We start from the raw sequence: 7,437 nt of genomic DNA, 5'->3' as shown, positions 1-7,437 counted from the left end.
GGCGGCGGCGAGACCGAGGCGGTCCGGCGCGGCGGCCTGCCCCGCTGCATGAGGGGTGGGGTTGGGCATCCTGGCTCCCTTCGCCTCCGGCCGGTCTCTCGTGCCGACTCGTGCGCGCCCCGCCACCCGGGACGGCTCATGGCGCGGGGCAGATGGCTCTCGCCTGAACGAGGGTGAAGGGACGGCGCGGGAGGGAAGGAGGGCGCGGCAAAGCCGCGCCGACACGTCGGACGAGTCCGCAAGACTTAGGTCTCGCGCCTCGCCGCCCGGGTGTTCGCGTGATCCTCGTCCAACTCGGCGATTGCGGGCGCAATCCCCTCCTTAGCCTCGGCGCTCCACCCCATCTGTCGAATGCGGACGCGGAGGGTCTGTCTTAGCTTCCTGGTTGGTGGCGACGCGGTATTGGGCGTCGCGGTGGTCCCAGCCGAGGCGGCAGGTGCGGCGGTGGAGCCAGAGGAGCTGGAGCGCCTCGTCGGGGCGGAGCGGCGGGAGCGGGTTGTCGCCGATATGGTCGCGCCAGCTCGCCTCGTCCTCCGCCAGATCATTCTCGTCATAGACGGCACGCTCGAGATAGGCGCATTCGGGCGGTCGTAGCCGATCCGAAGCGCCGCCGCATCTCCTTCGCAAAGACCGGATCGGCGCGCGCCTTCGCATAGAAGCTCGAATGGGCGAAGGCGGCGGCGGCCGCGAGGCGGATATTGGCGCTGTCGGAGAGGGCGCGGAGGAAGGTTTGCTCGGCGGCCCTGGTCATTCGGCCAGGTTCGGCGCGGCGGAGCTGGAGGCCGGCGGAGGCCAAGCGGGTGACAGTGGGTTCGCCGCCCTTCGTGCGGAGGGGTTGGGACAGGGCTTCCCCGGCCCCTCCCGCGAGCGGGAGGGGAGGAGAGTGGTTTCGGCGGCTTTGAGGGCCGCTTCCCAGTCGGCGGCGAATTCCGGGTGCTTGGCGCGGCGCTTTGCAAGGGGACTTCCCCTCGCCCACCGGTTGCGCTAAGGGCGCCGCTTCCAGCGCTACAGCCTTGGAAATCCGCGGGAGGTGGGCTTTGCCCTCCGCTTGGACCGCTAAGCTTGAAACAGAGTGAGAGACAATGGCTAAGAAGATAACGGGCTATATCAAGCTCCAGGTGCCCGCGGGCGCCGCCAATCCGTCGCCGCCGATCGGCCCAGCCTTGGGCCAGCGCGGCGTCAACATCATGGAATTCTGCAAGGCGTTCAACGCCGCCACGGGCGACGTCGAGAAGGCCATGCCGATCCCGACGATCATCACCGTCTATGCGGATCGCAGCTTCTCGTTCGAGACGAAGACGCCGCCGGCGACCTTCCTCATCAAGAAGGCGGCGAAGCTGAAATCGGGCTCGAAGGAGCCGGGCAAGGTTTCCGCCGGCACCATCAAGCGCTCGGCGCTCCGCGAGATCGCCGAGACCAAGATGAAGGACCTGAACGCGAACGATCTGGACGCGGCAACGAAGATCATCGAGGGCAGCGCCATCTCGATGGGCCTCGACGTGGTGGAGGGCTGATAAGATGGCAAAGCTTTCGAAGAAGGCGAAGAAGCTCGCCGAGACGATCGACCGCGAGAAGCTGCACAAGGTCGCCGAGGCGATCGGGCTGGTGAAGGCCAACGCCACCGCCAAGTTCGACGAGACGATCGAGGTCGCGATGAACCTGGGCGTCGATCCGCGTCACGCCGACCAGATGGTGCGCGGCGTCGTCACCCTCCCCGCCGGCACCGGCAAGGATGTGCGCGTCGCCGTGTTCGCCAAGGGCGACAAGGCCGAGGAAGCGAAGAAGGCGGGCGCGGACGTGGTCGGCGCCGAGGACCTGATGGAGACGATCCAGGGCGGCACCATCGATTTCGACCGCGTCATCGCGACGCCCGACATGATGGGCGTCGTCGGCCGCCTCGGCAAGGTGCTGGGCCCCAAGGGCCTGATGCCGAACCCGAAGCTGGGCACGGTCACCCCGAACGTCGCCGAGGCCGTCAAGGCGGCCAAGGGCGGCCAAGTCGAGTTCCGCGTCGAGAAGGCCGGCATCATCCACTCCGGCATCGGCAAGGCGAGCTTCTCCGAAGCCGACCTCAAGAAGAATTTCGACGCGTTCGTGGAAGCGATCGTCAAGGCCAGGCCGGCGGGCGCCAAAGGCAAATACGTCATGAAGGTGGCCTTGAGCTCCTCGATGGGGCCGGGCATCAAGGTCGACGTGGCGGAAGTCGCTCCGGCCTGAGCGCTTCCCGGCAAAAGCCGGGACTCAGGCTGGACACCGGCTTTCGCCGGTGAGCAATGAACAGGAAGGGCCGGGGGGACTCCGGCCCTTTTTGTGGCTGTGCCCGGCGGATTGTGGCCGTGCCCGGCGGAAATGCTGATATGATCGCGACCCCCCCGGACCGGTCCCAACACCGTCCGGGTCGAATCCGATTATGCCCGCCTCCCCGCCTTCACCATCCCGCTCACCCGGCGATGGAAACGATCCAGGCAGCGAAGGGAGGCGCGGTGTCCCTGTTCGAGCAGTCCAAACGGCCGCCCTCGCCCCACATCACCACCGACGACGCGTCCTGGTCCGGCATGAAGGAATGAGGGCGGCCGCGGGCGGCAGCTGCCTCAGCGCGCCTCGGATTCGGCGCGTTCCACCTTCTTCTTGAGGTGCATGCATTTCTTGTCCTCGGCCATGGCTTCGGGCGTCATCTCCTGGCACTTGGTCCACTTCTTCTGGTCGCCTGACGACATCTTGCCTCGGTTGAACGGCGAGCTGCTGTCGCCGCCCGAGCCTCCGCCCATCATCGAGCCTCCCATCTGCGCCAGTGCCGGCGCGCCGAGGGAAGCGGTAAGGATCGCGGCCCAGATAAAGGGTGTCTTCGTCATGGCATCCTCCTGATTGGGGAGAGGATGGCGTAGCCAGCGGGATGGGAGCGAAAGCCCGTCTTTCGACGAACAGGCGCGCCGCTTCGACGGGGGGCATTGCATTGAACGGTCAGCGAAGGTGCCGAAGCCGCCATCAAGATCGCTGGTGCAACCCTATGGGCGCCGCATCGTTCCTTCCGGATGAAACACGCCCCTGCCCTGATCGCCCTCCTCGCCCTTTCCGCCTGCGGCGGGGACCGCCCGGCCGAGAATGCCACCGATCCCTTGAACGAGGCGGCGGAGCAGGGCGAGCTGGACGAGCCGGCGACGGCCGAACCGTCCGAAAACACGGCCGACCGGATAGCCGAGGACAATGTGCAGAACCCCGACAATGGCACCGGGCCGCCGCCCGGCACCTCGCAGCCGGTCGACGATCTCGCCAATTCCTATTGAGACCAATCCCTGTTGAGGAGCCCGTCAGGCCCTGAGATCGGGCCTCGGATCAGGGCCTTAGATCGGCCAGGGGCTCCCCGCTTTTCTCTTCTTCGAGCAGCGCAGCCGCGTCGGCGTTGGCCGAGAGGCGAACCCGGTTGCCCTCGACGGCCGCGACGAGCCCGCCCGAGACATAGTGATGGTGATCATCGTGGGAGCCGCTGTCGGCCCTGATCAGCTTGATCCGGCCGCCTTCGACCTTGTCCACCGTCCCGAGATGGACGCCGTCCGCGCCGACCACCTCCATATGCTCGATAATCTTGCTAAGATCGGACATATTCGCTCTCCTTCCCGCCATCGAACGCACGGGAGGGAGCTCGGTGCCTTCAGTCGGAGGAAATGCGCCAAGTTCGAGCGGGTGACACACTCGCCCGGCCGAACATAGCAAGGGCGGGCACCCGTAGGCGGAAGAAGGGGCCGATAGGTGTGCAGGTATAGCGGTGTGCCGTCAGACGGGCACCTGAGCCGAACAGCGGTTTGGGACAGGGGGCCGCCGACAATGTCTTCTACGGAATTCTGATCTTCGCCGGCGGACTCTTTATGCTGGTGCGGGCGGGCGGCTAAGAGCGGATAAATGAAGACATCTTCGGTGATGCGGATCAACAAGAAACGGCCCAGAGCACGAAAGGTTGGTGAATAGAAGCTCGCAAGTGACACGGACGGTTGCGTGGGCGGCTGACGGAGAGGCTTTTGCCCATGCTGGTTGTTTGCACCGCTGTCGTGTTAGTGATGCCTCATCGAAGAGGAGCGCGAGATGCGCGGCGCCGGAAGTGCGACGCTTTTGATGAAAGCCAGCATTGCCCTACTCTGGTCGGGCATGCTTCTCGCACTGATCGGCCTGGCCGTTCCTACACCCGCCCAGACCGGACGTTCGGCGCTGGTGCTCGAACTCGAAGGAGCGATCGGCCCGGCCTCATCCGACTATCTGGCGCAAGGCCTCTCCAGGGCGGCCGAGGACAATGTCCCGCTGGTGATCATCCGGATGGACACGCCGGGCGGCCTCGACACGTCGATGCGCCAGATTATCCGCGAGATACTGCGTTCGCCGGTGCCGGTCGTCACCTATGTCAGTCCGAGCGGCGCGCGCGCCGCCAGCGCCGGCACCTACATTCTTTACGCCAGCCATGTCGCCGCGATGACGCCGGGCACCAATGTCGGCGCCGCCACGCCCGTCCAGATTGGCGGCGGCTCGCCCTTTTCGCCTTCCGAGGAAAAGGAGGGCGAACAGAAAGACGAAGCGGCCAAGGCCGAGCAGCCCAAAAGCTCGAGCGAGGCCAAGGCGATCAACGACGCCGTCGCCTATATCCGCTCGCTCGCCGAGTTGCGCGGCCGCAATGCCGACTGGGCCGAGGCTGCGGTTCGCACCGCCGAGAGCCTGTCGGCCAATGCGGCGCTCGAGCAGCGGGTGATCGATCTGGTCGCACGCGACATGGACGATCTGCTCGCCCAGCTTCATGGCCGGACGCTGATCGCCGGCGGCGCCGAACACACCCTCGACACCAGGAATCTTGCGGTCATCCATGTCGAACCCAATTGGCGCACACAGCTGCTCGGGGCGATCACCAACCCCAATATCGCCCTCATCCTTATGATGATCGGCATCTATGGCCTGCTCTTCGAATTCATGAATCCGGGGGCACTCTATCCCGGCACGATCGGCGCGATCTGCCTCCTGGTCGGTCTTTACGCGCTTGCCGCCCTACCGGTGAACTATGCCGGCATCGCGCTCATCCTGTTGGGCGTGGCACTGATGGCCGGGGAAGCCTTTGCTCCCTCCTTCGGCATATTGGGAATAGGCGGCATCATCGCCTTCGTTCTCGGCGCGACGATATTGATCGATACCGACATGCCGGAATTCCGGATCAGCTGGCCCGTGCTCGCGGCGGTGGCGCTCGTCAGCCTTGGCGTAACCGCCGCGATCACTCGGCTCGCCATGACTTCGCACCGGCGAAAGGTGGTGAGCGGCCGCGAGGAGCTGATCGGGTCGCAGGGCACCGTCCTCGATTGGGAGGACGGGCGCGGCCATGTGTTCGTTCATAGTGAACGATGGCGGGCGGTCGGCGTTGATCCGCTACAAGCCGGAGAGCCGATACGCGTGCTCTCCATCGATGGCCTGACGCTTCAGGTGAAGCCCGACCGGTCGGGAGAAATGGCGCAAACGACGGAGGGATAGATGGAATATTTCGGGAACTGGGCTTTTTACCTTCCGGCGATCGTCCTCGTCCTTCTCTTCCTCATGGCGGCGATCAAGGTCCTGCGCGAATATGAGCGCGGCGTCATTTTCACGCTGGGCCGTTTCACCGGCGTCAAGGGCCCCGGGCTGATCCTGCTCATTCCCGTTATCCAGCAAATGGTCCGGATCGACTTGCGCACCCTGGTGCTCGACGTGCCGACCCAGGACGTGATCTCGCGCGACAACGTCTCCGTTCGGGTCAACGCAGTGATCTATTTCCGCGTGATCGATCCGGAAAAGGCGACCATCCAGGTTGAGGATTATATGGCGGCGACCAGTCAGCTCGCCCAGACCACTCTGCGTTCGGTGCTCGGCAAACATGAACTCGACGAGATGCTCGCAGAGCGTGACAAGCTCAATGCCGACATTCAGGAGATACTCGACGCCCAGACCGATGCCTGGGGGATTAAGGTCGCCAATGTCGAGATCAAGCATGTCGACTTGAATGAGGTCATGGTCCGGGCGATCGCCCGCCAGGCGGAGGCCGAGCGCGAGCGGCGCGCCAAGGTGATCAATGCCGAAGGCGAGGAGCAGGCCGCCCAAAAGCTGCTCGAAGCCGCCCGCATCCTGAGCCAAGCGCCCGAGGCGATGCAGCTACGCTATCTCTCGACGTTGAATGTGCTGGCCAGCGAGAAGAGCTCGACCATCGTCTTTCCCTTCCCGATTGAATTCGGCGACCTGTTCACCAGCCAAGGGAGAACGAACGGATAGATGTGACGAGGTGCCTGCGTGCAGGCAGGCGCGCTTGCGTGCAGGCATTTGCGCACTTTGGTGACACCTCCTGCAGCTGTAGATTTTGCTGCCTGAGCAGGAAGGTCGCCTTTGGGAATAATAATGACGTTGTTACCTTGAAGGGCCGCGTTCCAATCAAGGGACAGGGCAATGCGCGTAGTGAATACGTGGAGCGCAAGTTTTGTCACGTTTCACGGGCTTGGCACGGCACAGGTTGACCCCGGCGGGAAAGGCGCTATAGGCGCGGCTTCGCTTGCCGGGCAGTGCCCGTCGAGCAGCCGTCCGAGACAGTTGGTGGGAGCAGCCGCTTCCTTAATTTCCAGCCTAGACGGGGAAGAGTTTCTGACCGGGCGCCAGCGTCCGGGTCCGCCTGGTTCGCATCAGGCCTGCAACCTATCCCCTCGGACAACAAGTACCCGCGTGGCGGACGGTCCGCCGCGCGTAATTGGAGTGCAAGGCATGGATAGAGCTCAAAAGGCCGAAGCCGTCGCCGAGCTGAAGCAGACGTTCAACGAGGTCGCCGTGGTGGTCATCACCCGCAACCTCGGCCTGACGGTGGCCCAGTCCACCGACCTCAGGAACCGGATGCGCGACGCCGGCGCCCGCTACAAGGTGGCCAAGAACACGCTCACCCTGATTGCCGTCGAGGGCACGACCTACGCCCCGATCAGCGACCTGCTGACCGGGCCGACCGCGCTCGCCACCTCTGCCGATCCGGTCGCGGCCGCCAAGGCTGCCGTCGACTTCGCGAAGACCAACCCCAAGTTGGAAATCGTGGGCGGCGCGATGGGCGAGACGTTGCTCGACGTCAACGGCGTGAAGGCGCTCGCCGAGCTGCCGTCGCTCGATGAACTGCGTGCCAAGATCGTGGGCCTGATACAGGCGCCCGCGACCAAGATCGCGCGGACCATCAACGAGCCGGGAGCCCAGCTGGCGCGTGTCATTGGCGCTTATGCCGCCAAGGAAGCCGCCTAAGACGAACCACCCGATCTTTCGACTGAACTGAACCTTTGGGGGCGCATCCCCCGCATGGAGATATAAAATGGCAGACATCAACACCCTCGTCGACAAGCTTTCCGAGCTGACCGTCCTTGAAGCCGCCGACCTCGCCAAGGCGCTCGAAGAGAAGTGGGGCGTTTCGGCCGCCGC

The 7,437-nt window shown here is 64.8% G+C and carries 9 protein-coding genes and 1 pseudogene; 7 read left to right on the top strand and 3 right to left on the bottom strand.

Annotated features, from left to right (window positions below; genetic code table 11):
* Positions 1-321: 321 nt before the first annotated feature.
* Positions 322-654, bottom strand: a complete 333-nt coding sequence (locus VIR62_RS02595; protein ID WP_431868446.1) for a hypothetical protein — start codon at positions 652-654, stop codon at positions 322-324.
* 428 nt (positions 655-1,082) lie between these two features.
* On the opposite strand from VIR62_RS02595, the gene rplK reads away from it, so the two are divergent.
* Entirely contained in the window at positions 1,083-1,514 is a 432-nt protein-coding gene (gene rplK / locus VIR62_RS02590; RefSeq protein WP_431868444.1) for a 50S ribosomal protein L11, read from the top strand.
* 4 nt (positions 1,515-1,518) lie between these two features.
* Positions 1,519-2,217: a 50S ribosomal protein L1 gene (rplA, locus tag VIR62_RS02585; protein WP_431868443.1), complete on the top strand. Its 699-nt coding sequence runs from the start codon at positions 1,519-1,521 to the stop codon at positions 2,215-2,217.
* Positions 2,218-2,591: 374 nt separating this feature from the next.
* Here the strand turns inward: rplA and VIR62_RS02580 are convergent, their stop codons facing one another.
* A complete protein-coding gene (locus VIR62_RS02580) occupies positions 2,592-2,852 on the bottom strand; it encodes a hypothetical protein (protein WP_431868441.1) in 261 nt (86 codons plus the stop codon).
* A 180-nt stretch (positions 2,853-3,032) separates the two neighbouring features.
* Here VIR62_RS02580 and VIR62_RS02575 point away from each other — a divergent pair, with 180 nt between their 5' ends.
* Positions 3,033-3,284, top strand: a complete 252-nt coding sequence (locus VIR62_RS02575; protein ID WP_431868440.1) for a hypothetical protein — start codon at positions 3,033-3,035, stop codon at positions 3,282-3,284.
* 49 nt (positions 3,285-3,333) lie between these two features.
* Here the strand turns inward: VIR62_RS02575 and VIR62_RS02570 are convergent, their stop codons facing one another.
* A complete protein-coding gene (locus tag VIR62_RS02570; protein WP_431868439.1) occupies positions 3,334-3,600 on the bottom strand; it encodes a DUF2171 domain-containing protein in 267 nt (88 codons plus the stop codon).
* A 507-nt stretch (positions 3,601-4,107) separates the two neighbouring features.
* Here VIR62_RS02570 and VIR62_RS02565 point away from each other — a divergent pair.
* The 4 genes and pseudogenes from VIR62_RS02565 to VIR62_RS02550 all read left to right on the top strand — a co-directional run.
* Positions 4,108-5,496 (top strand): NfeD family protein, encoded by a 1,389-nt coding sequence (locus tag VIR62_RS02565; RefSeq protein ID WP_431868438.1) that lies wholly within the window; start codon positions 4,108-4,110, stop codon positions 5,494-5,496.
* A complete protein-coding gene (locus VIR62_RS02560) occupies positions 5,497-6,267 on the top strand; it encodes a slipin family protein (RefSeq protein WP_431868437.1) in 771 nt (256 codons plus the stop codon).
* Positions 6,268-6,747: 480 nt separating this feature from the next.
* Positions 6,748-7,263: a 50S ribosomal protein L10 gene (rplJ, locus tag VIR62_RS02555; protein ID WP_431868436.1), complete on the top strand. Its 516-nt coding sequence runs from the start codon at positions 6,748-6,750 to the stop codon at positions 7,261-7,263.
* A 67-nt stretch (positions 7,264-7,330) separates the two neighbouring features.
* A pseudogene (locus VIR62_RS02550) lies at positions 7,331-7,437 on the top strand (50S ribosomal protein L7/L12); the annotation flags it as partial.

The sequence above is a fragment of the Allosphingosinicella sp. genome, assembly GCF_036570505.1.
GTDB lineage: Bacteria > Pseudomonadota > Alphaproteobacteria > Sphingomonadales > Sphingomonadaceae > Allosphingosinicella.
Note: the sequence above shows the minus strand (reverse complement) of the source record. Positions and strands in the feature narration are given on the sequence as shown.

Excerpts from the sequence above, each read along its gene's own strand:
- VIR62_RS02595 (WP_431868446.1), bottom strand. The coding sequence starts at position 654 with ATGCGAAGGCGCGCGCCGATCCGGTCTTTGCGAAGGAGATGCGGCGGC.
- rplK (WP_431868444.1), top strand. The coding sequence starts at position 1,083 with ATGGCTAAGAAGATAACGGGCTATATCAAGCTCCAGGTGCCCGCGGGC.
- rplA (WP_431868443.1), top strand. The coding sequence starts at position 1,519 with ATGGCAAAGCTTTCGAAGAAGGCGAAGAAGCTCGCCGAGACGATCGAC.
- VIR62_RS02580 (WP_431868441.1), bottom strand. The coding sequence starts at position 2,852 with ATGACGAAGACACCCTTTATCTGGGCCGCGATCCTTACCGCTTCCCTC.
- VIR62_RS02575 (WP_431868440.1), top strand. The coding sequence starts at position 3,033 with ATGAAACACGCCCCTGCCCTGATCGCCCTCCTCGCCCTTTCCGCCTGC.
- VIR62_RS02570 (WP_431868439.1), bottom strand. The coding sequence starts at position 3,600 with ATGTCCGATCTTAGCAAGATTATCGAGCATATGGAGGTGGTCGGCGCG.
- VIR62_RS02565 (WP_431868438.1), top strand. The coding sequence starts at position 4,108 with ATGAAAGCCAGCATTGCCCTACTCTGGTCGGGCATGCTTCTCGCACTG.
- VIR62_RS02560 (WP_431868437.1), top strand. The coding sequence starts at position 5,497 with ATGGAATATTTCGGGAACTGGGCTTTTTACCTTCCGGCGATCGTCCTC.
- rplJ (WP_431868436.1), top strand. The coding sequence starts at position 6,748 with ATGGATAGAGCTCAAAAGGCCGAAGCCGTCGCCGAGCTGAAGCAGACG.